Origin of the sequence: Rhodococcus sp. NPDC080181, assembly GCF_040702225.1 — a bacterium.
Taxonomy (GTDB): domain Bacteria; phylum Actinomycetota; class Actinomycetes; order Mycobacteriales; family Mycobacteriaceae; genus Rhodococcoides; species Rhodococcoides fascians.
The window spans coordinates 286,515-310,788 of the sequence record NZ_JBFBKN010000005.1; the positions used below are offsets into that span (position 1 = coordinate 286,515).

The 24,274-nt window shown below is 64.7% G+C and carries 21 protein-coding genes; 12 read left to right on the forward strand and 9 right to left on the reverse strand.

What is annotated here, in order from left to right:
* Positions 1-11: 11 nt before the first annotated feature.
* A complete protein-coding gene (locus tag AB0O58_RS08750) occupies positions 12-1,280 on the reverse strand; it encodes an acetoin utilization protein AcuC (protein ID WP_052054723.1) in 1,269 nt (422 codons plus the stop codon).
* Between the two features lie 185 nt (positions 1,281-1,465).
* Here AB0O58_RS08750 and AB0O58_RS08755 point away from each other — a divergent pair, with 185 nt between their 5' ends.
* Both AB0O58_RS08755 and galE read left to right on the forward strand, forming a co-directional pair.
* Positions 1,466-2,152, forward strand: coding sequence for a metal-dependent transcriptional regulator (locus AB0O58_RS08755; RefSeq protein WP_027496875.1), 687 nt, complete (start codon positions 1,466-1,468; stop codon positions 2,150-2,152).
* 46 nt (positions 2,153-2,198) lie between these two features.
* The gene (galE, locus tag AB0O58_RS08760) at positions 2,199-3,179 is read left to right on the forward strand and encodes a UDP-glucose 4-epimerase GalE (RefSeq protein WP_027496874.1); all 981 of its coding nucleotides are present in this window, start codon (positions 2,199-2,201) and stop codon (positions 3,177-3,179) included.
* Between the two features lie 12 nt (positions 3,180-3,191).
* Here the strand turns inward: galE and AB0O58_RS08765 are convergent, their stop codons facing one another.
* From AB0O58_RS08765 to AB0O58_RS08780, 4 genes are all read right to left on the reverse strand, one after another.
* Positions 3,192-4,307, reverse strand: coding sequence for a DUF4192 domain-containing protein (locus AB0O58_RS08765; RefSeq protein ID WP_366238113.1), 1,116 nt, complete (start codon positions 4,305-4,307; stop codon positions 3,192-3,194).
* A gap of 169 nt (positions 4,308-4,476) precedes the next feature.
* On the reverse strand, positions 4,477-5,130 hold the full coding sequence (locus AB0O58_RS08770) for a DUF5642 family protein (protein WP_032365090.1): 654 nt from the start codon (positions 5,128-5,130) through the stop codon (positions 4,477-4,479).
* Positions 5,131-5,296: 166 nt separating this feature from the next.
* Positions 5,297-5,929 carry an MBL fold metallo-hydrolase gene (locus tag AB0O58_RS08775; protein ID WP_366238114.1) on the reverse strand — a complete coding sequence of 211 codons (633 nt, stop codon included), beginning with the start codon at positions 5,927-5,929 and terminating at the stop codon, positions 5,297-5,299.
* Positions 5,926-7,011, reverse strand: coding sequence for an S-(hydroxymethyl)mycothiol dehydrogenase (locus tag AB0O58_RS08780; protein WP_063216266.1), 1,086 nt, complete (start codon positions 7,009-7,011; stop codon positions 5,926-5,928). The genes AB0O58_RS08775 and AB0O58_RS08780 overlap by 4 nt, the downstream gene beginning before the upstream one ends.
* Positions 7,012-7,175: 164 nt before the next feature.
* On the opposite strand from AB0O58_RS08780, the gene sthA reads away from it, so the two are divergent.
* From sthA to AB0O58_RS08815, 7 genes are all read left to right on the forward strand, one after another.
* A complete protein-coding gene (gene sthA, locus AB0O58_RS08785) occupies positions 7,176-8,591 on the forward strand; it encodes a Si-specific NAD(P)(+) transhydrogenase (protein WP_032372557.1) in 1,416 nt (471 codons plus the stop codon).
* Positions 8,592-8,772: 181 nt separating this feature from the next.
* A complete protein-coding gene (locus tag AB0O58_RS08790) occupies positions 8,773-9,717 on the forward strand; it encodes a PAC2 family protein (RefSeq protein ID WP_366238115.1) in 945 nt (314 codons plus the stop codon).
* Between the two features lie 225 nt (positions 9,718-9,942).
* On the forward strand, positions 9,943-10,983 hold the full coding sequence (locus AB0O58_RS08795) for an alpha/beta hydrolase (protein WP_027496867.1): 1,041 nt from the start codon (positions 9,943-9,945) through the stop codon (positions 10,981-10,983).
* Between the two features lie 65 nt (positions 10,984-11,048).
* Complete coding sequence (locus AB0O58_RS08800; RefSeq protein WP_366238116.1) at positions 11,049-13,565, forward strand: DUF3516 domain-containing protein; 2,517 nt, start codon at positions 11,049-11,051, stop codon at positions 13,563-13,565.
* 456 nt (positions 13,566-14,021) lie between these two features.
* Positions 14,022-14,609, forward strand: a complete 588-nt coding sequence (locus AB0O58_RS08805) for a peroxiredoxin (protein WP_032366622.1) — start codon at positions 14,022-14,024, stop codon at positions 14,607-14,609.
* 1 nt (position 14,610) lies between these two features.
* A complete protein-coding gene (locus tag AB0O58_RS08810; RefSeq protein WP_366238117.1) occupies positions 14,611-15,150 on the forward strand; it encodes a carboxymuconolactone decarboxylase family protein in 540 nt (179 codons plus the stop codon).
* A 96-nt stretch (positions 15,151-15,246) separates the two neighbouring features.
* Positions 15,247-15,921: a PhzF family phenazine biosynthesis protein gene (locus tag AB0O58_RS08815; protein ID WP_048318373.1), complete on the forward strand. Its 675-nt coding sequence runs from the start codon at positions 15,247-15,249 to the stop codon at positions 15,919-15,921.
* On the opposite strand, the gene AB0O58_RS08820 is transcribed toward AB0O58_RS08815, so the two are convergent.
* On the reverse strand, positions 15,911-16,585 hold the full coding sequence (locus tag AB0O58_RS08820; protein ID WP_366238118.1) for a hypothetical protein: 675 nt from the start codon (positions 16,583-16,585) through the stop codon (positions 15,911-15,913). The genes AB0O58_RS08815 and AB0O58_RS08820 overlap by 11 nt on opposite strands.
* 37 nt (positions 16,586-16,622) lie before the next feature.
* Here AB0O58_RS08820 and AB0O58_RS08825 point away from each other — a divergent pair, with 37 nt between their 5' ends.
* Positions 16,623-16,853 (forward strand): hypothetical protein, encoded by a 231-nt coding sequence (locus tag AB0O58_RS08825; protein ID WP_094652936.1) that lies wholly within the window; start codon positions 16,623-16,625, stop codon positions 16,851-16,853.
* Here the strand turns inward: AB0O58_RS08825 and AB0O58_RS08830 are convergent.
* Positions 16,837-18,096 (reverse strand): aminotransferase class III-fold pyridoxal phosphate-dependent enzyme, encoded by a 1,260-nt coding sequence (locus AB0O58_RS08830; protein WP_366238119.1) that lies wholly within the window; start codon positions 18,094-18,096, stop codon positions 16,837-16,839. The two genes, AB0O58_RS08825 and AB0O58_RS08830, sit on opposite strands and share 17 nt — an antisense overlap.
* A 97-nt stretch (positions 18,097-18,193) precedes the next feature.
* On the opposite strand from AB0O58_RS08830, the gene hrpA reads away from it, so the two are divergent.
* Positions 18,194-22,090, forward strand: a complete 3,897-nt coding sequence (hrpA, locus tag AB0O58_RS08835) for an ATP-dependent RNA helicase HrpA (RefSeq protein ID WP_366238120.1) — start codon at positions 18,194-18,196, stop codon at positions 22,088-22,090.
* Between the two features lie 12 nt (positions 22,091-22,102).
* On the opposite strand, the gene nrdR is transcribed toward hrpA, so the two are convergent.
* Positions 22,103-22,567: a transcriptional regulator NrdR gene (nrdR, locus tag AB0O58_RS08840; protein ID WP_027496857.1), complete on the reverse strand. Its 465-nt coding sequence runs from the start codon at positions 22,565-22,567 to the stop codon at positions 22,103-22,105.
* 99 nt (positions 22,568-22,666) lie between these two features.
* Positions 22,667-23,056, reverse strand: a complete 390-nt coding sequence (locus tag AB0O58_RS08845) for a hypothetical protein (protein ID WP_027496856.1) — start codon at positions 23,054-23,056, stop codon at positions 22,667-22,669.
* A 399-nt stretch (positions 23,057-23,455) separates the two neighbouring features.
* On the opposite strand from AB0O58_RS08845, the gene lexA reads away from it, so the two are divergent.
* On the forward strand, positions 23,456-24,139 hold the full coding sequence (gene lexA, locus AB0O58_RS08850) for a transcriptional repressor LexA (RefSeq protein WP_027496855.1): 684 nt from the start codon (positions 23,456-23,458) through the stop codon (positions 24,137-24,139).
* Positions 24,140-24,274: the final 135 nt, after the last annotated feature.

Below are 24,274 nucleotides of genomic sequence, written 5' to 3' on the forward strand. Positions count from 1 at the left end.
TACCGGTGGAATCAGTCACGCGGGTCCTCCGGATCGAGTCCGAGCAGCGGAAACACTGCTCGACGAGTGGCGATGATGGCCGAGTCGACGCGTTCGAGTGCCCGGTCGGTGCCGTCCGTTCCGGCCAACGATCCGCCGGGACCGTCCCAGGCGGGATAGTCGACATCCCCACCGTCGCCCATGGTCTGGGGCAGATCCACGCTCGGTGCCATGGTTCTCACTCGCTCGCGCCAGGTGTCGGGTAGGGGTGCCATCGGATCGATGTCGCGGCCGAGGGCAGCGGCGATCAGGTGAGTCCAGGCCCGTGGAACCACCCGAACGAGGCCGTACCCGCCTCCCCCGACGGCCAACCACCGTCCCTCCGAGTAACGGTCCGCAAGGTCGCGCATCGCCAGGAAGGCCGCGTTCTGCCCGTCGACGGTGAGCGCGAGATCTGCAAGCGGATCCTCGCGGTGACTGTCGACGCCGCATTGACTGACGATGATCTGCGGCCGGAACGCTCCGATCGCGCCCGGAACGATCGCATGAAATGCACGGAGCCAGAGCCGATCCGCGGTACCGGGCAGCAGCGGGACGTTGATCGAGGAACCCTCGCCGCGTTCGGTTCCTACCTCCGTCGACCATCCGGTGTTCGGCCACAGTGTTGCCGGGTGCTGATGCAACGAGACCGTCAGAACCCGAGGATCACCGAGAAACGCTGCTTGGACGCCGTCGCCGTGGTGTGCGTCGACGTCGATGTAGGCGATGCGATCGAACCCGTTGTCCAGCAACCACGAGATCGCGATGGCGGCGTCGTTGTAGACGCAGAAGCCCGAGGCCCAATCGGCCATCGCGTGGTGCATTCCACCGCCGATACTCACTGCTCTCCTGGCCCGCCCCGACGCGATCTCCCGCGCGGCCGCCAAGGAGCCGCCGGTCAGCATCGCGCTGGCTTCGTGCATGTGCTCGAACACCGGGTTGTCGTCGGAACCGAGACCGTGGACGACGTCGTCGGGGTCTCGCAGGGCCGGACCCTGCGACGGCGCGCGCTTGACGGCCTCGATGTACGCGCTGGTATGAAACCGCAGCAGCTCCGAGTCCGGTGCCGCCGACGGTTCGACGAGCTCCACGCCCGCCAACACACCGAGATCGGTGGCGAGGGCCATCGTCAGATCCAGCCGCGTCGGGTTCATCGGATGGTCGTCGCTCCACCGGTAACCGAGATAGTCCGCGCTCCACACGACGATGTCCTCGGGACGGTTCGGAATGGATACGGCGGCGCGTGTCGCCTGATCAGACATACGGACAAAACTACGTTGCCGATCGGGATGGTGTTGCCGGGTTCCGGTGTTGTCTTCGGTACCCGATTGTGACGCGCCACGGCGAGCGGCTTCCGGGGTTGTGATGCGCCGCGCCCGCCGCCATCGGGTGCAGCGCCGATTCAGAGCCGCTGACGGTAGGATCGAACCCGACGAAGGGGTTGAGTGTGAAGGATCTGGTCGACACCACGGAGATGTACCTCCGGACGATCTACGATTTGGAAGAAGAAGGCGTCATCCCGCTCCGCGCGCGGATCGCCGAGCGGCTGGAGCAGAGTGGTCCCACCGTCAGTCAGACCGTCGCCCGAATGGAGCGCGACGGTCTTCTGTCCGTCGCCGGCGACCGGCATCTGGAGCTGACCGAGAAGGGCCGCAGCCTGGCCGTCGCGGTCATGCGCAAGCACCGTCTCGCGGAGCGTCTGCTCGTCGACATCATCGGACTGCGCTGGGAAGATGTGCACGCCGAGGCGTGCCGTTGGGAACACGTGATGAGCGAGGAGGTCGAGCGCCGGCTGGTCACCGTGCTGAACAACCCGACGACCTCGCCCTACGGTAATCCGATCCCTGGTCTGGCGGAGCTGGGTCTGGGTCAGACGACACTGGCACCGGAGGCTCTCATTCGTCTCACCGACGTACCGCTCGGCGAGCCTACGGCGGTCGTCGTTCGCCGCTTGGCCGAGCACGTTCAGTCCGACCCCGAGGTCATCGCTCAGCTACGCGAGGCGGGCGTGGTTCCCGATGCCCGGGTTACAGTCGAAGCCAAGCCCGGGTCGGTGACGATTACGGTGCCAGGACACAGTGGTGTCGACATATCCGACGAAATGGCGCATGCCGTTCAGGTGAAGAAGGTCTGATCTCTTCCCACGGACGGCCTCTGCCGCGTGTGAGGGAGATCGAACAGTGAAGCTTCTCGTTACCGGTGGTGCAGGGTACGTCGGCAGTGTGTGCGCGGCGGTACTCGACGAACGCGGCCATGAGGTCGTCGTCGTGGACAACCTGTCCACCGGTAATCGGGATGCCGTTCCCGCCGGGGTCACTTTCGTCGAGGGTGACATCAAAGACGTCGCGGCGGAAGTATTGACGGGCGGCGACTTCGATGCAGTTCTGCACTTCGCAGCGCAGTCGTTGGTGGGCGAGTCGGTTGTGTCGCCGGACAAGTACTGGAGTGGGAACGTAGTGACGTCCCTGGCTCTTCTGGACGCGATCCGGTCCTCCGGCACCCCCAAGTTGGTGTTCTCCTCCACCGCGGCCACCTACGGCGAGCCCGAGAAGACTCCCATCACCGAGGACGACCCCACACGTCCCACCAACCCGTACGGTGCGACGAAACTCGCGATCGACCACGCCATCACCTCGTACGCAGCGGCCTACGGTCTCGCCGCTACCAGTCTGAGGTACTTCAACGTGGCCGGCGCGTACAAGGGTTTCGGTGAGAACCGCGTCGTCGAGACCCATCTCATCCCCCTCGTATTACAGGTCGCCCTCGGTCAGCGAGAGAAGATCTCGGTGTTCGGCACGGACTGGCCCACTCCCGACGGCACAGCCGTCCGCGATTACATCCACGTCGCCGATCTCGCCGAAGCGCACATCCTCGCCGTCGATGCCGCCCAGCCCGGTCGGCACTCCATCTACAACCTCGGCAGCGGAACGGGATTCTCCGTCGACGAGGTCATCTCGTCGTGCAAGCGCGTCACCGGACTGCCCATTGCCGTCGAACATGCGCCTCGCAGGCTCGGTGATCCGGCCGTGCTGATCGCATCGAGCGCCCGTGCCGTCGAGGAACTGCATTGGACGCCGGAGTTGACCGATCTCGATCGCATCGTGTCCGATGCGTGGGACTTTCTGCAGCAGCTCGGCGACCGTTCTCACGCGGCTCGCTGAGCAGACTGCGGATCAGCGCCGACCGATCGGGTCGCCCGGTAGCCGGATGCCACAGGCTCGCGCACAGGCGAACCCACTCTCGGCGACTTCGCGAACCAGGGCAGGACTGGCACCGACACTGAGCGACCGGTCCAACAGCGACGCCAAACTGTGGGAGCTGTCTGCCTTCAGGGCCGCATCGATCGCGATTCGGGCCATCGGTCCGTCTCCTCGCACGTAGGCACTGAACGCGAGAAGTGTTGCTGCTATTGCTCTTTCGCGGTTCGGAACCACACGGACGAGGTGCGCCCAGAATTCTTCGACGACATCTGCATCTTCACCGAGAGTCAGTGCCAGCACCGCGTCCCGGACCTGCACATGCCCGATCGCGACGGCGACCCGCGCGAAGTCGGTGGTCTCGAGCTCTGAGTCGTAGGGAGACCGCGCGAGGTAGGACAACACCGCTGTCAGGTGGTCGGTCAGCGACAGTGCACCGCTGCGCCGAAACTTTGCCATCTCGGCGACGACTGCCTGCACCGTCTCGACCGGGCCGGGTGCGATGAATTCGGCGAGCTCGTCTCTCGATCCTCGCACCGGATAGCCGTCCAGCACTCTGGCCACCGTCAGCGGCGATGCCGTCGGATCGGCTATTCGACCGTGCTGCCGTGGGCCCTGTAGCGACCACCAGTGCGCGGCATCGGCAATGGCCGAGGTTGCGAAGGCGGCTTCGAGCCGCACACCGAACGTCGGGAGGGTGACCTCGAGCTCGTTCACCAGATCCTGAACGTCGAGTGTGTAGTGCGTTCGCTCGTTGCGGCCGAGTCTGTCGTCGACGAACACAGCGATCACCGAGACGATGTTCTCGAATGCGCAGTAGCCCGCCAGGTAGTCGATGACGTCGAGCATGTCCGGCGCGGCGCGAGTGTCGCTACCCGCACGTCGATCGGTGTGTTCGCCGGCCAGCACGAGGTCGTGCCGCATCGTCGGGCCGATGCTGGTGCCGCCGTCCTCGAGCGCGATCAGCACCATCGATCGATGGGGATCGAAGCCGAGCATCGCCGGGATCGCGGCCAACAGTTCGCTCGCGTCACCGATCCGTACGCGGTGTCGACCGGAGAAGGGGTCGTGGGAGTTCGTCGGTGTGTACATGCCTCGAAGTCTTACGAGGCTCCGTGGTGCCTTCCCGGCTCGACCAGGGGCCGAGCAGCACCCTGTGCATGCCGGACTATCTGTGGATGAAACGGCGTCCACCCGCCTCCGCCGAGCGGACCGTGTCGGTCGGCTCTGCTACAGATGCCGCCACCGCGGCGAGAGAACGTCAGCTCTGGTTCACCTTCTGCACCGCGGCCGTGAACAGCTCGTCCAACGTCATCGCATCGGGTGTGGCGGACCCGAAGGACATGAATGTCGCCGAGATCCGCACGCCGTCGACCTGCGCCATCAGGGTCAACATCGACTGGGTGACGGCATCCCCGCCGGTGCCCGACGAGACGGTCTGTCGCACGGCGAGTGTGTCGTCAGCGTCTATCGGCGGTGCGGGTGTCAGCGTGGACGTGACCGTGGAGGTGGCACCGGACTTGGTTGCGGTCACTTCGCCGCACTGTTCGAGCTGCTCTTTGCGCGCCGAGAGCGGCTGGTCGACAGCGGTCAGTTCGATGGAGATCGTGGATCGACTGTCGTTGTCGGTGCCGACGATCATCGCCGTACCGGTCGGGCCGAAGTCCTGGTCCGCTGGTTTGCACCCTGCCGGGCTGACCTCGGCGCCGGCCGGTATTCCGCTGAGATCGGGAGCGGCCTGCGAGATGGCCTGCTGGGGCAGAACCAACGCGTCGTACGGGGCCGGGAAGCTTGCCGGGTCGATGAGCAGTGTGTTCAGGTCCGTGCCGGGCTGCGATGCGGTGGTGCCACCGGCAGTGGGCTCGGCTGTTCCGGTGACGGTGGAGCTGCACCCCACCAGCACGAATGCTCCGATCGCCGCCGACGTGGCAGCGATGGTCAGGCGGGTCTGTGCGGCGCGGCTCACGTGAAGTCCTCTTCGAGTTCGTGGGGACGCCGCAGCGAGCGCTTCGGCGTCCCCACCACTGTCTCATTCCACCTACCTCGAACGCGGCAGGCGAGCTACGGCAGTGTCGTCGGTGTCAGTTCCCGCGGGCGATCCATTCTTCGAGGTGCGGGGACTCGTCCCCGATACTCGTTCCGTCTCCGTGCCCGGTGTTGACCCGGGTCTCGGCGGGCAACGCGAACAACCGATCCCGGATCGAGCCGATGATCGTCGGGAAATCCGAATACGACCGACCCGTCGCACCGGGCCCACCGGAGAACAACGTGTCCCCCGAGAACAACTGACCCGCCTCGGGCAGATACAGACAACTCGACCCCGGCGAATGACCGGCAGTATGCAACGCCACGATCTCCGTCCCCGCGACGGTGATCCGCTGACCGTCCTCGAGCACCGAATGACCGATGCCCGGATGCGTCTGCTCCCACAACACATCATCGGCCGGATGCAACAGAATCGGCGCATCCAACTCCCCCGACAACTGCGGCGCAACCGTCACATGATCGTTGTGACCATGCGTACACACGATCGCCCGCACAGCACGACCGGCGACCGCATCGACGATCGGACCGGCCGTATGCGCAGCATCGACGATCACCACCTCGTCGTCGTCACCGACCAACCAGATGTTGTTGTCGACCTCCCACTCGCCACCATCGAGCGCGAACGTCCCCGACGTGACCACCTTCTCGACCCGCAACTGCCCACTCACAGGACCACCACCGAACGCAGCACCGTGCCCTGATGCATCTTCTCGAACGCCGCCTCGATATCACCGAGACCGATCCGTTCGGTCACGAACTTCTCGAGCGGCAACCGGCCCTGCTCGTACAGATCGACCAACATCGGAAAATCCCGCTCCGGTAGACAATCGCCGTACCACGACGACTTCAACGACCCACCCCGGGAAAAGAAATCGATCAACGGCATCTCCACCGTCATCTCCGGCGTCGGCACCCCGACGAGGACGACGGTCCCGGCGAGATCGCGGGCGTAGAACGCCTGCTTCCAGGTTTCCGGACGGCCGACGGCATCGATGACCACATCCGCCCCGAACCCACCGGTGAGCTCCTGGATGGCCTCGACGGCATCGACCTGCGAGGCATCGACCGTGTGGGTGGCGCCGAGATCGAGAGCCCAGTCGAGTTTTTTCTTGTCGCGGTCGACGGCGATGATCGTCGACGCCCCCGCCAGGCGGGCCCCGGCGATCGCAGCATCACCGACACCGCCGCACCCGATCACGGCGACGGAATCCCCGCGGGAAACGTGGCCGGTGTTCATCGCCGCACCCAACCCGGCCATCACCCCGCAGCCGAGCAAACCCACCACCGCCGGATCGGAGTCGGGGTCGACTTTGGTGCACTGGCCTTCGTGGACGAGGGTCTTGTCGGCGAACGCCCCGATCCCCAACGCAGGGGACAGTTCGGTGCCGTCGGCGAGGGTCATCTTCTGCGATGCATTGTGGGTGTCGAAGCAGTACCAGGGGGTGCCTTTCTTGCAGGCTCGGCATTCCCCGCACACCGCACGCCAGTTCAACACCACGAAATCACCGACCTCGACATGAGTGACCGCGTCGCCGATGGTTTCGACGGTGCCCGCGGCTTCGTGGCCGAGCAGGAACGGGAACTCGTCGTTGATGCCGCCCTCGCGGTAATGCAGATCGGTATGACACACCCCACACGCGGCGATGGTGACCACGACATCGTTCGGGCCGGGATCGGGAATGGTGATCGTCTCGATCGAGACGGGCTCGCCTTTGCTCTTGGCGACGACGGCGCGGACCTGCTGCGGCATGTATTCCTCCACTGAAAATCGTGTGTTGCGTGCTCGGTTCAGCCTCGCACAACGCATCGTCACGTGGCGACATCTGCATTCGTTCGGTGGGACGAGCCGCGGAATTCACACGCTCGTGACCGAGCGGGCACACAGTCTTCTCGTGCGAGCGGTACCTATGAACGATGTCTGCACCCATGGAATACGACCTGGTGGTCATCGGCTCGGGCCCCGGCGGCCAGAAGGCCGCGATCGCGGCCGCGAAACTCGGCAAGCGAGTGGCGATCGTGGAGAAGGGCCACATGCTCGGCGGCGTGTGCGTCAACACCGGAACCATTCCGTCCAAGACACTCCGAGAAGCCGTTCTCTATCTGACGGGGATGAATCAGCGAGAGCTGTACGGCGCGAGCTACCGCGTCAAGGCCGACATCACTCCCGCCGACTTGCTGGCCCGAACCCAGCATGTGATCGGTAAGGAAATCGAGGTGGTGCGCTCGCAACTGCTCCGTAACCGCATCGAGCTGATCACCGGGGTCGGCAAGTTTCTGGATGCACACACCATCGTCGTCGAGGACGAGGCCCGGGGCGAGCGCATCACGGTCTCGGCCGCCAACGTGGTGATCGCCACCGGCACCGCCCCCGCGCGACCCGCCGACGTCGCATTCGACGACTATCGGGTGCTCGACTCCGACGGCATTCTGAACTTGGAGTTCATCCCGGCGTCGATGGTCGTCGTGGGTGCCGGCGTGATCGGCATCGAGTACGCCTCGATGTTTGCCGCCCTGGGCACCAAGGTGACCGTCGTCGAGAAACGCGATTCGATGCTCGACTTCTGCGATCGCGAGATCATCGAATCCCTACAGTTCCACCTCCGCGATCTCGCGGTGACGTTCCGCTTCGGTGAAGCAGTCACGGCGGTGGACGTCGGGCCGAACGGCACGGTGACGACCCTTGCGAGCGGAAAACGCATCCCGGCGGAGACGGTGATGTACTCGGCGGGTCGCCAGGGGCTGACCACGGCCCTCGAACTCGAGAACGCGGGCCTCGAAGCGGACGCCCGTGGGCGCATCTTCGTCGACGAGCATTTTCAGACCAAGGTGGACCACATCTATGCCGTCGGCGACGTCATCGGGTTTCCGGCGTTGGCGGCGACGTCGATGGATCAGGGCAGGTTGGCGGCGTATCACGCGTTCGGGGAACCGAGCGCGCAGCTCACCGACGTCCAACCGATCGGCATCTACTCCATCCCCGAGGTCTCGTACGTCGGCGCGACGGAGGTCGATCTGACGAAGGGATCCATTCCTTACGAGGTCGGTGTGTCGCGATACCGCGAACTCGCCCGTGGCCAGATCGCCGGGGACTCGTACGGAATGCTCAAGTTGCTCGTCTCCACCGAGGACCGTTCTATTCTCGGCGTGCACATCTTCGGTTCGGGAGCCACGGATCTGGTGCACATCGGTCAGGCCGTCATGGGATGCGGCGGCACCGTCGACTACCTGGTCGACGCGGTCTTCAACTATCCGACGTTGTCCGAGGCGTACAAGGTCGCCGCTCTGGACGTCACCAACAAGATCCGAGCCCTGGCACATTTCGACCGCTGATGCGTCGACGCGGGGACCGAATCGCCGACCGGGAATGAACGACGGTTCCGCGGTTGTTCTGTCGGGTAGTGATTCACCACGATCGACGTCGGCGTGTATGCGGCTCGAGCAGACGGTCCGCGTATTCTGACCCGATGCTCGCGTCGAGGCATCGACGAGTCGATCCGAAAGGGGCCCGGCCATGACCGAACAGTCGAAGATGTACGAGCTGGAATTTCCGGCACCTCAAATTTTCTCCAACGACGGAGTCGGGCCCGTGCTGGTGCACGGGCTGGAAGGATTCTCCGACGCCGGCCATGCCGTGAAGCTTGCGACGACCCATCTGCGGGAGAGTCTCGAAACCGAGCTGGTGGCCTCCTTCGATGTCGACGAGTTGATCGATTACCGGTCCCGTCGGCCGACCATGACGTTCAAGTCCGATCACTTCTCGGATTACGACGCTCCCGAGCTCAACCTGTATGCCGTCAAGGACAACGTGGGGACCCCCTTCCTTCTTCTGGCAGGCATGGAGCCCGATCTGCGATGGGAGAAGTTCACGACGGCAGTGCGACTGCTTGCCGAGCAGCTCGGAGTGCGGCGCACGATCGGTCTCGGCTCCATCCCGATGGCCATTCCGCACACCCGCCCGCTGGGCGTCACCGCGCACGCGAGCGACAGGGCGTTGGTCAAGGAAGGCAACAGCTGGGCGGGCGAGCTGCAGGTGCCCGGTAGTGCGTCGTCCTTGCTCGAACTACGGATGGCACAGCACGGCCACGAATCGATGGGGTTCTCGGTACACGTCCCCCATTATCTCGCGCAGACGGACTACCCGGGGGCTGCGGAAACGCTGCTCGAGAACGTCGGTGAAGCTGCCGAGCTCGATCTACCTTTGGCAGCGTTGGGCGATGCCGCGGCTCGCGTCCGGGAGCAGGTCAACGAGCACATCACCGGAAACGAGGAAGTGCAGTCGGTCGTACAGGCGCTCGAGCGCCAGTACGACACGTATGTCGCCGCGCAGGAACAACAGTCCACGCTGTTGGCCAGTGACGAGCCGCTCCCCAGCGGCGACGAGCTGGGTGCCGAGTTCGAGCGGTTCCTGGCCGAGCAGGCCGGCCTCGACGACGGAGACGGACAAGCACCCCGGTAGTTGTGGAGCTGGTCACAGCGAAAGCAGCGGGATCCAGTCATATGCGACAGCCCCGGCGGATCGCAACATACCTGTAACCCGCAATACGCCCGATGCTCTGCCCCGAGCCCGATCTCGTGCGAGAGTCGTAGCAACACACAACCGTCGTCTGTGTTGCTGCGCTCTCGTGAGCAGCGACGCCGTACTGCGCCGTACGTCGGCGCACCAGGGAATCAGGAGGCGCGAATGTCCACTACTCCGCGCAGTCGTAAGCTCCGGCCGGTTCCCGACGAGGAACCGCGGCTGATCTTTCGGACCATTCACGGCTATCGGCGGGCCTTTCGCATGGCCGGTGAAGGCCCTGTGCTGCTGCTGATCCACGGAATCGGTGACAATTCCGAGACGTGGAACGAGGTCATCCCGCACCTCGCCAAGAGCTACACGGTGATCGCACCCGATCTCCTCGGCCACGGCCGCTCCGACAAACCGCGGGCCGACTATTCCGTTGCCGCGTACGCCAACGGTATGCGCGATCTGTTGTCCGTTCTGGGCATCGAGCACGTCACCGTGGTGGGCCACTCGCTCGGCGGCGGGGTGGCGATGCAGTTCGCCTATCAGTTCCCGCACATGGTCGATCGCCTCGCGTTGGTGTCCTCGGGCGGAGTGACCAAGGACGTGCACCCCCTTCTACGATTGGCGTCGATGCCGTTCCTGTCCGAGGCGGTGAAGCTGCTGCGCTTGCCGGGCGCGATACCGGCGGTCAAGCTGGCCGGCGGCCTGTTGAGCAAACTGCACAGCTCCCCACTGCGACCGGGGTCGATGCTGCACGACACCCCCGATCTGATCCGAGTGCTGAGCGAACTGCCTGCACCGACGACATACGAGGCCTACCTACGGACGTTGCGTGCCGTGGTGGACTGGCGTGGCCAGGTGGTCACGATGCTGGACCGCTGTTATCTCACCGAAAATCTGCCGGTGCTGCTGGTGTGGGGTGAGCAGGACTCGGTGATCCCGGTGGCGCACGCCCGGCTGGCTCATTCCGCCATGCCCGGTTCGAAGCTGGAAGTGTTCGACAATTCCGGACACTTCCCGTTTCGCGATGATCCGATGCGCTTCCTTCAGGTCCTCGAGGACTTCATCGACTCGACTCCCTCGCTCAGTTTCGACGAGGTGCGCTGGCGCAACCTGCTCATCACCGGCGTCGGCGAGGACATGATCAGCGGCAGCTCGAGCACCAGGATGGCCGTGCTCGGGGCCATGGGGTCCGACGAGCGAAGCGCGACCTGACGCTCCCGTCGCAGGCGTTCGGTGTCGATTCGGGAACCGCCGTCACCGACACATAGCCTGTAGAGGTGCTCCTCACCGAACTGATACCCGACGTTTCCGCCGCCACCTCCGACGGCGTGGACCCGGACGTCCTGTTCGATACGTTCACCACCTGGGCCTCGGACCGGGGCCTGACGCTGTATCCCGCGCAGGAAGAGGCGCTGATCGAGCTGGTGTCGGGATCCAACGTCATCCTGGCCACGCCGACCGGTTCCGGAAAGTCCATGGTCGCCATCGGTGCCCACTTCGCGGCCATGGCCGCAGGCATTCGCAGTTTCTACACCGCGCCGATCAAGGCGCTCGTCAGCGAGAAGTTCTTCGCCCTGTGCGAGATCTTCGGAGCGCAGAACGTCGGCATGATGACCGGCGACGCGTCGGTCAATTCCGGTGCGCCGATCATCTGCGCCACTGCCGAGATCGTCGCGAACCTGGCACTGCGGCAGGGCGCCGACTCCGACATCGGCCAAGTGATCATGGACGAGTTCCACTACTACTCCGAGCCGGACCGGGGGTGGGCCTGGCAGGTACCTCTGATCGAACTGCCGAACGCCCAGTTCCTGCTCATGTCGGCGACGTTGGGCGACGTCTCGTTCTTCCGCGACGATCTGACCCGACGTACCGGCCGCACGACCACCGTCGTCTCCGGTACCGAGCGGCCTGTCCCGTTGATGTTCTCGTATGTCACCACCCCGATCAGCGAAACGATCGAAGAGCTGGTGCAGACGCACCTGGCTCCTGTGTACGTCGTGCACTTCACCCAGGCGGCGGCACTCGAACGCGCTCAGGCCCTGACGAGCATCAATGTCGCGTCCAAGCAAGAGAAGGCCGCGATAGCCGAGGCCATCGGCAATTTCCGCTTCACCACCGGCTTCGGGTCGACGCTGTCCAGACTGGTTCGTCACGGTATCGGGGTGCATCACGCCGGCATGCTTCCCAAGTACCGCAGGCTGGTGGAGAAACTGGCGCAGGACGGTCTGTTGAAGGTGATCTGCGGTACCGACACGTTGGGCGTGGGCATCAACGTTCCCATCCGCACCGTGCTGTTCACCGGACTCACCAAATACGACGGCATCAGAACACGCAAGCTTCGGGCGCGTGAGTTCCATCAGATCGCGGGACGCGCGGGCCGCGCGGGGTACGACACCCTCGGCACCGTCGTGGTCGAGGCACCCGAGCACGACATCGAGAATGCGCGGCTCGTGGCCAAAGCCGGTGACGACCCGAAGAAGCTCAAGCGGGTACAGCGCAAGAAGGCACCCGACGGCTTCGTATCCTGGGGCGAGCCGACGTTCGAGCGCATCATCGCGGCGAGCCCGGAGCCGTTGACGTCCCGGTTCTCGGTCAGCAATGCGATGTTGCTCAATGTCATTGCGCGGCCGGGCAATTGCTTCCACGCGATGCGTCATTTGCTCGAGGACAACCACGAGACCCGGCCGGCTCAGCGCAAGCACATCCTGCGTGCGCTGTCGCTGTACCGCGGCCTGGTGGAGGCCGGAATCGTCGAACAGTTGGCCGAGCCGGACGCGGACGGTCGCCATGCCAGGCTGACGGTGGACCTGCAGCCGGACTTCGCGCTCAATCAGCCGTTGTCGACGTTCGCGGTGGCCTCGTTCGAGTTGCTCGACGTCGACTCCCCCACCCACGCGCTCGACGTGGTGTCGATCATCGAGTCGACGCTCGACGATCCTCGGCAGGTGTTGATGGCGCAGCAACATGCCGCACGCGGCGAAGCGGTGGCCCAGATGAAGGCCGACGGCATCGAGTACGACGAGCGGATGGAACTCCTCGAAGAGGTCACCTGGCCGAAACCCCTTGCCGAGCTGCTCGTTCCGGCCTTCGAGATCTACCGCGGGTCTCACCCGTGGCTCTCCGAGGTGGGCCTGTCGCCCAAGTCCGTCGTCCGTGACATGGTCGAGCGCGCGATGACCTTCGCGGAGCTGATCAGTCACTACGGCCTCATGCGCTCGGAGGGCTTGGTACTGCGCTACCTCGCCGACGCGTACCGCACTCTGCGCCAGACGGTTCCGCCGGAATCGCGCACCGAGGAGGTCCAAGACATCACCGAGTGGCTGGGCGAGCTGGTTCGGCAAGTCGATTCCAGCCTGCTCGACGAGTGGGAGAACCTGACCGACCCCGGTGCCGAACCGGAAGCCCTGGTCGAGGCGTACGGGTCCGATGCGCCGCGTCCGATCTCGGCGAATCCACGGGCTTTCCGAATCCTGGCCCGTAACGCGATCTTTCGAAGGGTCGATCTGGCGGCGCGTCGTCAGTGGAACGCGCTCGACGAGTTGGACGACGGGCCGGACTGGGAGGAGGAGTTGGAGCCGTTCTTCGCCGAGTACGGGTTCATCGGCACCGGCCCCTCGGCTCGCGGGCCGGCACTGTTCACCCTGAACGTCGGTGCGGAATCCACCACGGTCCGCCAAGTACTCGAAGATCCGGACGGCGACCACGGCTGGTCCCTCGATGCCGTCATCGACCTCGCCGAATCCGACGCGGCCGGAGAAATCGTGTTCGCCGAGATCGTCGTCACGCCCGGCTGATGCGTGCGCCTCGCACGCGAGAAAGCCTGCGAGCGTGGCAAAGTCGGTTATGGCCGACCCGTTCCACGCACTTCGGATCCGAATTGCGTTGCGCGGCAACGGTCGGGGTGCGTCAGCCGAGTACGCGACCGGACGGTACGACGGGGACGAAATGCTCCGCGTACACGGTTGGTTGGGCAGGTACCTAGTTTTCGACGGCCCGATACGGTTCCGAGACCAATTGCGTTGCTGCCGTTACGAAATAGCAGTAGTGCGCGGATCGCGGACAAGACTGCGTCGGCCGACAGGGCCGATCGGGCACGCCTGTCGGTCCAGTGCCACTCATCACGTTTACCTTTCGGCCCATTTTTGGCACACTCGTCCAGGTCGGTCGAGCTCGTGCGGCTGCACAATCGCCACCGAGCCGAACCGCTTCCCGACGGAACCGACGCGATCATTTCGACACGAGGAGACCACATGGCACTGTTGACAATCGGCGACCAGTTCCCCGCATACAATCTCACCGCCGTCATCGGCGGCGACCTGTCCAAGGTGAACGCGCAGCAGCCCGACGACTACTTCACCACCGTCACCAGCGACGACCACGCCGGAAAGTGGCGCATCGTCTTCTTCTGGCCCAAGGACTTCACGTTCGTGTGCCCCACCGAGATCGCAGCATTCGGCAAGCTCAACGACGAGTTCGAAGATCGCGACGCGCAGGTCCTCGGCGCCTCCGTCGACAACGAATTCGTGCACTTCCAGTGGCGCGCGCAGCACGACGAGCTCAAGACGCTCCCCTTCCCGATGCTCTCGGATCTCAAGCGCGAATTGGCCGCTGCCACCGGTGTTCTCAATGCCGACGGCGTCGCCGACCGGGCCACTTTCATCGTGGACCCGAACAACGAGATCCAGTTCGTCTCGGTCACCGCCGGATCGGTCGGTCGCAATGTGGACGAGGTTCTTCGAGTACTGGACGCACTGCAGTCGGATGAGCTGTGCGCCTGCAACTGGAAGAAGGGCGATCCCACCATCGACGCCGGCGAACTACTGACTGCGAGCGTCTGACATGTCGATCGACAATTTGAAGAACGCCGTCCCCGAATACGCGAAGGATCTCAAGCTCAACCTCGGTTCGATCGTGCGGTCCACCGTGCTCAGCGAGCAACAGCTCTGGGGCACATTGCTTTCGGTGGCCGCCGCGTCGAAGTCCGCGACCACGTTGAAGGAAATCGCCGAGGACGCCGCCGACTCGTTGTCGGCCGAGGCGTACAACGCCGCTCTGGGTGCCGCGTCGATCATGAGTATGAACAACGTCTTCTACCGCACCAAGGGCTACCTGGACGGAAAGTACGACGATCTACGCGCCGGCTTGCGTATGAACATCATCGGCAACCCTGGCGTCGAGAAAGCCGATTTCGAGCTGTGGTCGCTCGCGGTCTCGGCCGTCAACGGATGCAACCACTGCCTCGAGGCGCACGAGAAGACTCTGCGCGCCGAGGGCGTCGACCGCGAGAAGATCTTCGAGGCGATTCGCGCCGCATCGATCGTCGCGGGTGTCGCGCAGGCCGTCGAGGCCGGCCGCGTACTCGACGGTGCCTCCGTCTGAGGTTCCGCTGAACAGGTCGACACGGGGATCCGCTGCGGCGGGTCCCCGTTCGTCGTCGATCGTGACGCCTCGACGACGTATTGGTAACGTCCCCGCATGGCTATCGAAGTGTCCGTCGTCCGAGTGTTCACCGATGCCGACGGCAGGTTCGGTAATCCACTGGGCATCGTTGACGCACAGGCTGTAGGCGAGAGCGACAGGCAGGATGTTGCTAGGCAGTTGGGTTTCAGCGAGACGGTGTTCGTCGATCGCTCGTCACCCGGTACCGCGTCGGCAACGATCTACACACCGGCAACGCAGCTCCCGTTCGCCGGACATCCGACGGTCGGACTGTCGTGGTGGCTTCGCAACAGCGGACACTCGGTGCAGACGCTCACCGTCCCCGCTGCCACGCTCGACATCCGCTACGACGGCGAGCTCACCTGGGTACGTGCACGCGCCGAGTGGACTCCGCAGTTCACGTTTCATCAGGTCCACGACGCAGCCGAGGTGGCAGCGGCAGATCCGAACACCTACGACAGTGGCCACCACTACATCTGGGCCTGGACCGACGAGCAGCGCGCCGAACTGCGCTCGCGCATGTTCGCCCCGATGATGGGAATCGCCGAGGACGAGGCAACAGGTGCTGCCGCCGTCCGGCTCACTGCCGAGCTCGGTCGGGGCCTGAACATCGTCCAGGGTGCGGGGTCTGAGCTGTGGACCACCGTCGACGAGGACGGGTGGGTGGAGCTCGGGGGCCGAAGCGTCGACGACGACTCGATCACGGTGTGACGGGCACGTCCACTTCGATTTCCTCACCCAGACGCACCCCTTCCGCCAGTGGGAGACGGTCTCCGCTCCAGAACTTTCCTGGATCGAACCAGTTGGCTTTCTTGTTTCCCGTCAACAGACCCATCGAGTCGTAGGTCATCGCAACAACTTCGGCGCAGTACGCGGTTTCGAGCGCAGCGCTCTCCTGCGCGGCCTTTCGGAGCGCCGGCACGCGTCCACGGAACCACCGACCGGCGAGCGCCGCGGTGGTCGGAAAAGCCGTTCCGTCCATCCGCGCGATGGTGCGAAGCAGCGCGTCTTCCTGCTCCTTCGTCACGGCCGGAGTGGAGCCGGGGGAACGACCGGCGTATCCGTCCAATTGCCGCAGCCAACAACGCTGTTGATACCGCTGTGCCCAGTGCGTGACGGCAGCGCGTAGGTCGTGCAGCTGCACTCCACGCTGGAAGTTTCCGGTCCACATGTCCTGCAACGACTTTCCGAGCTCTGCATGCCACATCAGCGGCGGCAGGTCGTCCAGAACGACGGCCATACCGACGTGGTTGACCGGGCTGTTCGTCAGAGCCTGAATTGCGCGGTCCGCCGACGAGTGGCCACGGAAGATCCAGATGTCGCCGGTTCTGGTGGCATCCACAGCGGTATCGAGGCTGATTCGCGACGGATTCATGGACCAACCCTAGATCTCGTGGCGGTACGGTTGCCGCATGAACGTCTGGAAAGCTCTCGGTCTCGCCGGGATGGCCGGGGTTGCGGCCACCGGGGCGTTGGTGGTGCGGTCCGAGCGCAAGCGGCGCGCGTATGCGCCCGACGAAGTGCGCGATCAGCTGCACCGGCGGTTCGCCGCGATCTCCGCCGAGCCGGAACCCGTACCTGCTCCCCCGCTCTCGCGGGGGAAGCAGCTGTTGAGCAGACTTCGGTTCAGCCGAGCGCACTGAGGATGCGCGAGGCCATATCCTCGATCTCGGCGTCGGTCATGACGAACGCCGGCGAGATCTGCATTGCACCCTGTCCGGCCGCGCGGCCCGAAACACCATGAGCTCTCAACGTTTTCACGAACGGTAATGCCTCCGCCGGGTCGGCGAGCTGAACGGCTGCGACAGCGCCGATGCCGCTGCGGACCTCCGCGACCCGATCGTGGTCGGCCAGGGGCGCGAGGTGGGTGTGCAGTGCGGCTTCGATGCGCTTGGAGTGACTCAGCAGGTCCTCGCGCTCGATGATGTCGAGATTGGCCATCGCTGCGGCGGCTGCACCTGCGTGGCCACCGTAGGTGTAGCCGTGACGCCACCAGACTCCGCCTGCGAAGAACGGTTCGGCGATCTTCGGAGCGATGAACACTGCGCCCATCGGGACGTAGCCCGACGTCAACCCCTTCGCGGTCGTCATCAGGTCGGGTTCGAGCTCGAAGCGGGTGGAGGCGAACCAACTACCGCCGATCCGGCCGAATCCGGTCACCACTTCGTCGGCGACGAACAGCACGTCGTTGTCGCGGCAGATCTGCCGTACCTCGCGTAGGTAGCCCTCGGGCGGCAAGTAGATTCCACCCGCTCCGATCACCGGTTCGCAGAAGAAGGCGGCGACGTTCTCGGCTCCGACCTCTTCGATCAGCGCGAGAAGCGATTTCGCGTCGTCCCACGCCACTGTTCTGGCGTCGGGCATCAGCTCGCCGTAGTTCTCCTTGTTGACCGGAATGCCGGCGAGCGCGGTGCCGGCGACGTGCATACCGTGGTAGGCCTTCTGCCGCCCGACGATGATCTTCTTGGACGGCTGCCCCATTTCGACCCAGTAGCGGCGCGCAAGCTTCGCCGCGGTGTCGATGGAGTCCGATCCGCCCGAGGTGAAGAAGATCTTGCTGCCCGGCACCGGTGCGATGGCGGCGAGACGATCGGCCAGTGCCAACGTGGTCTCGGGCACGAAGTCGCCGAAGTTCGAGTAGTGCGCGATCGAGCTCAGCTGCGCGGCAACGGCGTCGGCGATCTCGCGGCGGCCGTGACCGACGTTGGTGAACCACAGACCGGCGGTGGCGTCGAGGTATCGGTTGTCCTCGTTGTCGAAGATGTACGCACCCTCGCCGCGCGAGACGACGAACGGCCCATTGGCGGTGACGTTGCCCATGTCGGCGAAGCCGTGCCACAGCGCGGAGGTGTGTGTGGAGGCGGCTGGATCCAGGTCGGAAGACATGCGCTACACAGTAGTCACGTCGAATTCGGCGAGTGCATCGGTTCGTTCCCGGACGGAGTTCGGGCGAGTACCGCGTAACGGATATCCTGGTACGAGTATGTCTACCTCGAATTCGTCCGGTGATCGACGAGCACTCGCCGCACGTGTTGCACAGCTCACCATCCGCGACGAGAACCGGCTCCGACGACGTCTCGACAAGGCCCGCACCGAGGACGCCGTCGCCGCGCTCGAACGCGATGTAGCTCGCGCAGAAGCCGTCATCTCCACACGCCAGGCGGCAGTGCCCACCCTCGACTATCCGCAGGCGTTGCCCGTCAGCGCGCGCAAGGACGACATCGCCGCAGCGATCGCTGCCCACCAGGTCGTCATCGTCGCCGGTGAAACCGGGTCCGGCAAAACCACCCAGATTCCCAAGATCTGCCTCGAACTGGGGCGCGGAATCCGCGGCTCGATCGGTCACACACAGCCCCGAAGGTTGGCGGCGCGCACCGTTGCCGAGCGCATCGCCGAGGAGGTGGGTCAACCACTGGGCGAATCGATCGGCTACAAGGTTCGATTCACCGACCAGTCCTCCGATTCGACCCTCGTCAAGCTGATGACCGACGGCATTCTCCTGGCCGAGATCCAACGCGACCGACTGCTCCGCCAGTACGACACCCTCATCATCGACGAGGCGCACGAGCGCAGCCTGAACATCGACTTCATCCTGGGATACCTCGCGCAACTGCTCCCCCGGCGACCCGATCTCAAGATCGTCATCACGTCGGCGACCATCGATCCGGAGCGATTCGCGCAACACTTCGCACGCGACGGGGTCGCAGCACCGATCATCGAGGTATCCGGCCGCACGTTCCCGGTCGAGATGCGGTATCGACCTCTGACGGTCGACGCGGGAGACACGACGATCGACCTCGATCCCGTGGATGCCACCTGCCAGGCAGTCGACGAGCTGATGGCCGAGGGTGACGGCGACATCTTGGTGTTCCTGTCCGGTGAACGAGAAATTCGCGATACGGCGGATGCGCTGGCCGATCGCAATCTCCGCAACACCGAGATCGTGCCTCTGTACGCCAGACTCTCTGCCGCCGAACAGCATCGGGTGTTCTCACCGCACTCGGGACGCCGGGTCGTGCTGTCGACGAACGTGGCCGAAACGTCGCTGACGGTCCCCGGCATCCGCTACGTCGTGGACCCGGGCACCGCGCGCATCTCGCGATACTCGTTGCGCACCAAGGTGCAGCGGCTGCCCATCGAACCGATTTCACAGGCGTCTGCGCGCCAGCGGGCGGGTCGCTGCGGACGCGTCGCCGACGGGATCTGTATCCGGTTGTACTCGGAGGAAGACTTCGAGTCTCGTCCACAGTTCACCGAGCCGGAAATTCTGCGCACCAATCTGGCCTCGGTCATTCTGCAGATGACCGCGCTCGGATTGGGCAAGATCGACGCGTTCCCCTTCGTCGAGCCGCCGGATCCACGCAGTATCCGCGACGGTATCGGCTTGCTGGAAGAACTCGGAGCACTGAAGCCGGCCACCAAGGACGGAACTGCCGAGCTCACCCCGATCGGCCGCGAACTGTCCGCTCTACCGGTCGATCCTCGAATGGCACGAATGTTGGTCGAGGCCAACGGCAACGGATCGCTTCGTGACGCGCTGGTGGTGGTGGCGGCGTTGTCGATTCAGGACGTGCGGGAGCGTCCCGCCGAGCACCAACAGGCTGCAGACGAGAAGCACGCCCGTTTCGCCGTCGAGAATTCGGACTTCCTGGCGTACGTGCAGCTGTGGAAGTACCTGCGGCAGCAGCGAGACGAGCTGTCTTCCAATCAGTTCCGACGCATGTGCCGCACCGAGTTCCTGCACTACCTGCGGATCCGCGAATGGCAGGACCTGCACGGACAACTCCGCCAGATCACTCGCGGCCTCGGATGGACGGTGCCCGACGCAGAGTCGAGCGAGAACGCACTGCATCAGTCCCTGCTGTCCGGCCTGCTCTCGCACGTCGGCCTCAGAGAGGGCGACAAGCGTGAATTTCTGGGTGCCCGCGGAGCACATTTCGCGATCTTCCCCGGGTCAGGTCTGTTCAAGAAGCCACCGCGCTGGGTCATGGCTGCAGAACTGGTCGAGACCGGACGATTGTGGGGCCGGATGGCCGCCCGCATCGAACCGGAATGGGCCGAACGGTTGGCACCGCATCTGGTGAAGCGCACGTATTCCGAACCACACTGGTCGATCAAACGGGAATCGGCGCTGGCCTACGAACGGGTGACGTTGTACGGCATCCCGTTGGTGACGCAGCGCCCGGTCAACTATCACCGCATCGATCCCGAGGCGTCTCGCGAGCTCTTCATCAGGCATGCACTGGTTCAGGGCGAATGGAAGACCCAGCACGGGTTCTTTCACAAGAACAGGGCTCTGCTCGACGACGTCGGCGAGCTCGAACATCGTGCTCGCCGACGGGACATCGTCGTCGACGACGACGCACTGTTCGATTTCTACGACGCCCGCATCGCCCCGGAAGCCGTGTCCGCGCGACACTTCGACACCTGGTGGAAGAAGGCCCGCCGGCAAGATCCGTCCCTGCTCGACTTCACTACGGACACCGTCGTCAACTCGGACGCCGCGTCGGTACTGACGGGTGCGTATCCGGACGCGTGGCGACAGGGTGACATTCAATTCCCACTGACGTATCAATTCGAGCCCGGCACGGCCGCTGACGGCGTCACCGCGCGGATTCCCATCGCACTGCTCGCTCAGGTACAGCCGGTCGGCTTCGACTGGCTGGTGCCCGGGATGCGCGCCGAGCTCGTCACCGCCTTGATCAAGACGCTACCGAAGGCATTGCGACGCAACGTGGTTCCGGCTCCGGACTTCGCTGCGGCAGCGTTGGCAGTGATGAAACCGCGGGCCGAAACACTCGTGACGGCTCTGGCCCGAGAACTCTCACGGGCCGCACAGTGCCACATCACCGCGAAGGACTTCGACACTGCGGCGCTACCCGATCACCTGCGAATGACGTTCGCCGCGGTCGACCCGTCCGGGACCGTGCTCGGCAGCAACAAGGATCTGACTGCGTTGCGCGCCGGTCTGGCCGGTGAGGTCGGCCGTCAGGTCGCACGTGCGGTCGGCGACGCCGAGCGCGCCCCGACGCTGGCGTGGACATCGGGCACGTTGGGCCGCTTGGAACCCACGGTCACCCGAGACGTGGGCGGGCAGAAGGTCACCGGGTACCCGGCGTTGGTACCCGAGGGTTCGGGCGTGGCGGTGCGAGTGCTCAGTACCCCCGCCCAGCAACGAGCAGCCATGCGCGCGGGCACGCGCACTCTGCTGCTCGCCACGGCACCGAAGGGAACGAAGGCGCTGTTGGCCGGGCTGCCGACCGCCGAACGTCTTGCGCTCGGCCAGAACCCGTACGGCGGCGTCGATGCGCTGCTCGAGGAATGCCGTGCGCTCGCTGTGGAAGAAGCGATGGACGCGCACGGCGGGCCGGTTCGCGATCCGGCCGAGTTCGCCAAGCTCAGGGCACTGGTGGACGCGGAGGTTCCGCGGCGTACTGCTGCTGTTCTCGCTCTGGTTCGACCGGTCCTGACGGCCGCGTTGGCTCTGTCGGCCCAGTTGCAGAGCGCATTGGGTGAGCCGGCCGACGATGTCCGAGAGCAGCTCGACGGCTTGATCTTTCGCGGTTTCGTCACCGAGTTCGGTTCTCGACGGTTGGCCGATCTGCCACGCTATCTCGCTGCGGCGACGAAGCGGCTGTCCACTCTGCCGAGCAGCGCGGGCCGCGACGCTGCGGCGATGGACGTTCTCGACCGGGTGTACGGCTCGTACGGGCGGCTGTTGGATTCGCTTCCGGAGAGCAGGAAGAACAGCTCGGGTGTGCAGGAGCTGTTCTGGATGATCGAGGAGCTGAGGGTGGGGTTGTTCGCGCAGGGAATTCGTACCGCGTATCCGGTATCGGAGAAGCGCATCGAGAAGGCGATCGCCGATCAGTCTCGCTGATCGGCGCGCGGGTCACTCGACGTCGGCGGACTCTCGATGTTTGCGGAGTTCGTGAATTTCCTTCTCGAAGTCCTCTGCCGAACTGAACGAGCGGTAGACCGATGCGAAACGGAGGTAGGCCACTTCGTCGAGATCGCGTAGCGGTCCGAGAATGGCCAGGCCCACTTCGTTGCTGGGAATCTCGGCCGAACCGGCCGCGCGAATATTGTCTTCGACTTGCTGAGCCAGCAGGTTCAGCGCGTCGTTGTCGACGTCTCTGCCCTGGCAGGCGCGACGAACTCCTTTGACGACCTTCTCCCGACTGAACGGCTCGGTCACACCACTGCGTTTCACGACGGCGAGCACGGCAGCCTCCACGGTGGTGAAGCGTCGACCGCACTCGGGGCAGGACCGGCGTCGCCGTATTGCCTGACCCTCGTCCATTTCACGCGAATCCACCACGCGTGAGTCGGGGTGCCTGCAGAACGGGCAATGCATGAGGGAGCCTCCGTCGTAGCCGATACTCCGACGACGAACGTGCGCGTCGGGGCAGTCTTCGAGGATACTCAGCCACGCTGGGCACCATGGTGCCGGTGGTCATCTGCTGGGTGCGTACTCGACGAGCGCTCCGTCGTGAACCATGACCGCGCCGGCGGGCTGAGTGGCCGCGTCGGGTGTGGTCGCGCTCAGATTCGCGATGCCGATCAGACCGCCGGCCACGACGACCACAGCCAACATCCACAGAACGAGAGAGCGTGGGCGCACGGTCTGGCTCGCGAAATGGGCCGAGGTGTCGTCGAAGTCTCGATCCGCCATCTCGCGATCGGTGACGTCGGTCCAGGACTCGTCCACGACAGGCAAGCACGGGCCGTTCTGCGTCCGACGCGCGTGGTTCTGCAACACGGGCCGCGAGCGCCGACGACGCTCGACGACACCGGATCGCGAACGCATACCGGCAGTGGTGGGACGATCGGTGGTGATGGTCATCGGAACCTCGTCTTCGCTCGTTGGATCGATTGTTCGATCAGGCGTTCGATGGACGCTTGTTCGAAGTTCTATCACGCGCCTCCGACAAAGTCTGTAGAAAACGCGACACGAGTCGAACAGATGTTTGATTCAACAGCTGATACACGCTAGATTCGTGTCAGAAACCACACGCCACACGAGTCGACATCATCAACTCCAGTCCGCGTGGATCGATACCGCGTAGACCGAATCCAGCCGCATCAGCAGGAGGCCGACAGCATGAAGGACGAGACCTCGACGAGGTCCATCACCGGTTCCAGTACGACGGGTTCCACGAAAGCTGGTTCCACGCGAGCCGGATCCTCGACGGTCGGCAAGGCTGCAGCCGGAAAGCCGGCTGCCGAGCCGACCCCGAAGGCCATGGAGGTGGGCACCGACATCAGTGCAGGGCTCACCGAGCGCCAACGGAAGGTGTTGGAGGTCATCCGGGCCTCGGTGACCGAGCGCGGATACCCACCCAGCATTCGAGAGATCGGCGATGCCGTGGGCCTGACGTCGACGTCGTCCGTCGCACATCAGCTTCGCACCCTCGAACGCAAGGGGTTCCTGCGGCGCGACGCCAACCGCCCTCGCGCTGTGGACGTCCGCGGACTGGACGAGGTGCAGGCCGACCAGGCCGCGGCGGCGGTGGACGGTTCGGCAGCGTCCGACGAGCAGGATCGGTTGCCGACGCCGACGTTCGTGCCGGTTCTCGGACGGATCGCCGCGGGTGGACCGATTCTGGCGGAGGAAGCCGTCGAGGACGTGTTCCCACTCCCCCGCGAGTTGGTCGGTCAGGGATCGTTGTTCTTGCTCAAGGTCGTCGGCGAGTCCATGATCGACGCGGCGATCTGCGACGGCGACTGGGTGGTGGTGCGTCAACAGTCCGTGGCCGACAACGGCGACATCGTCGCGGCGATGATCGAGGGTGAGGCCACAGTCAAGACGTTCAAGCGTTCCAAGGGTGAGGTATGGCTCATGCCGCACAACCCACTGTTCGAGCCGATCCCGGGCAACAATGCCGCCATTCTCGGCAAGGTCGTCACCGTGATGCGCAAGCTCTGAACTCTGTTCGGACACAACGAAGAAGGGCCGCAGCACAGATGGCGGATTCTAGGGGTCCTCGCAACACCTGATGGTCAGATGCCTGTCAGTAGATCACGTAAACGCTCGGCTGGAGTTTTCCAGCCGAGCGTTTTG

Excerpts from the sequence above, each read along its gene's own strand:
- AB0O58_RS08750 (WP_052054723.1), bottom strand. The coding sequence starts at position 1,280 with ATGTCTGATCAGGCGACACGCGCCGCCGTATCCATTCCGAACCGTCCC.
- AB0O58_RS08765 (WP_366238113.1), bottom strand. The coding sequence starts at position 4,307 with ATGTACACACCGACGAACTCCCACGACCCCTTCTCCGGTCGACACCGC.
- AB0O58_RS08780 (WP_063216266.1), bottom strand. The coding sequence starts at position 7,011 with ATGCCGCAGCAGGTCCGCGCCGTCGTCGCCAAGAGCAAAGGCGAGCCC.
- sthA (WP_032372557.1), top strand. The coding sequence starts at position 7,176 with ATGTCTGCACCCATGGAATACGACCTGGTGGTCATCGGCTCGGGCCCC.
- AB0O58_RS08790 (WP_366238115.1), top strand. The coding sequence starts at position 8,773 with ATGACCGAACAGTCGAAGATGTACGAGCTGGAATTTCCGGCACCTCAA.
- AB0O58_RS08795 (WP_027496867.1), top strand. The coding sequence starts at position 9,943 with ATGTCCACTACTCCGCGCAGTCGTAAGCTCCGGCCGGTTCCCGACGAG.
- AB0O58_RS08805 (WP_032366622.1), top strand. The coding sequence starts at position 14,022 with ATGGCACTGTTGACAATCGGCGACCAGTTCCCCGCATACAATCTCACC.
- AB0O58_RS08810 (WP_366238117.1), top strand. The coding sequence starts at position 14,611 with ATGTCGATCGACAATTTGAAGAACGCCGTCCCCGAATACGCGAAGGAT.
- AB0O58_RS08815 (WP_048318373.1), top strand. The coding sequence starts at position 15,247 with ATGGCTATCGAAGTGTCCGTCGTCCGAGTGTTCACCGATGCCGACGGC.
- AB0O58_RS08820 (WP_366238118.1), bottom strand. The coding sequence starts at position 16,585 with ATGAATCCGTCGCGAATCAGCCTCGATACCGCTGTGGATGCCACCAGA.
- AB0O58_RS08825 (WP_094652936.1), top strand. The coding sequence starts at position 16,623 with ATGAACGTCTGGAAAGCTCTCGGTCTCGCCGGGATGGCCGGGGTTGCG.
- AB0O58_RS08830 (WP_366238119.1), bottom strand. The coding sequence starts at position 18,096 with ATGTCTTCCGACCTGGATCCAGCCGCCTCCACACACACCTCCGCGCTG.
- hrpA (WP_366238120.1), top strand. The coding sequence starts at position 18,194 with ATGTCTACCTCGAATTCGTCCGGTGATCGACGAGCACTCGCCGCACGT.
- nrdR (WP_027496857.1), bottom strand. The coding sequence starts at position 22,567 with ATGCATTGCCCGTTCTGCAGGCACCCCGACTCACGCGTGGTGGATTCG.
- AB0O58_RS08845 (WP_027496856.1), bottom strand. The coding sequence starts at position 23,056 with ATGACCATCACCACCGATCGTCCCACCACTGCCGGTATGCGTTCGCGA.
- lexA (WP_027496855.1), top strand. The coding sequence starts at position 23,456 with ATGGAGGTGGGCACCGACATCAGTGCAGGGCTCACCGAGCGCCAACGG.